This is a genomic window from Thermodesulfobacterium thermophilum DSM 1276 (genome assembly GCF_000421605.1).
Classification (GTDB): Bacteria; Desulfobacterota; Thermodesulfobacteria; order Thermodesulfobacteriales; family Thermodesulfobacteriaceae; genus Thermodesulfobacterium; species Thermodesulfobacterium thermophilum.
On record NZ_ATXI01000044.1, the window covers coordinates 1 to 1,138 of the forward strand.

General features: G+C 43.5%; 1 protein-coding gene. It reads left to right on the forward strand.

The genetic code is table 11. The features are described from left to right. On the forward strand, window positions 1-1,041 hold a 1,041-nt coding region (locus tag H529_RS0109455; RefSeq protein ID WP_028843186.1), incomplete at its 5' end, for a CoB--CoM heterodisulfide reductase iron-sulfur subunit A family protein. Window positions 1,042-1,138 lie beyond the last annotated feature (97 nt).

The following is a 1,138-nucleotide window of genomic DNA, read 5'->3' on the forward strand; positions in this document are numbered from 1 at the left end:
ATCAACTATGAGGACAAGGATGAGTTTATCAAGGTAAAGGTAGGGTCTGTGATCTTGGCAACAGGTTTTAAACCGATGGAAAAACATCATTTTAAGGAATACTCTCCTAACTGTCCAGATGTCCTTACTGCCCTTGAGTTTGAAAGGCTTATCTCTGCTACAGGGCCTACGGAGGGGCAGCTTAAAAGGCTTTCTGACGGACAAAAACCTAAAAAATTAGCCTTCATCTCTTGTGTAGGAAGCAGAGACGAAAGACATCATAGTTATTGCTCCAAGGTTTGTTGTATGTATATGTTTAAGCATGCCAAGATACTTAAAGAGAAGTATCCAGACATAGACCTATATCTTTTCTTCATAGACGTGAGGACTGCAGGGAAGGATTTTGAAGAGTTTTATGTTTCTACCAAACAACTTGGAGCCAAGGTGATAAGGGGAGGAAGGGTTTCAGCGGTAGATGTAAAACCAGATGGAAAGTTAAGGGTCAGGGCATATGACAACGACCTTTGCAGTCCGGTAGAGGTGGACGTAGACATGGTGGTTTTGGCAACAGCAATTGAGCCAGGGCCAGATACAGAGAAACTTGGAAGGATCTTTAGTGCCAGCTGTGGTAGGGAAGGCTTTATCAGAGAAGTTCACACCAAACTTTATCCAGTAGATACTGCTTCTAAGGGTGTCTTTGTTTGTGGTTGTGTACAAGGACCTAAAGACATTCCTGATTCTGTTTCTCAAGCTAAAGCAGCAGCTGCTTCAGCAGCAGCAACCGTTATTCCAGGTAAGATTAAGTTTGAGGCGATAGCTGCTGAGGTGATAAGGGACAAGTGTAGTAGTTGTGGGGTGTGTGTACAGCTTTGTCCATATAATGCGATAGTGCTTGAGGAGTATAATGGGGTTTATAAGGCCAAGGTTGAGCCAGCCCTTTGTGCAGGATGTGGAACCTGTGCAGCAGCTTGTCCTTCTAAGGCTATCATCTTTCATGGATTCTCCACCGAACAAGTGCTTGCACAAATAGAGGCCATAGTGGAAGATTATCCAAATCTATAAATCAAAGGGGGTAGGATAATGGAGAAGGAAGTGAATGTTATAAAGTTAGACGAGGAGTTTATGAAGGAGTTTTGGGAAGAGCTTGAGGCGATGGGGA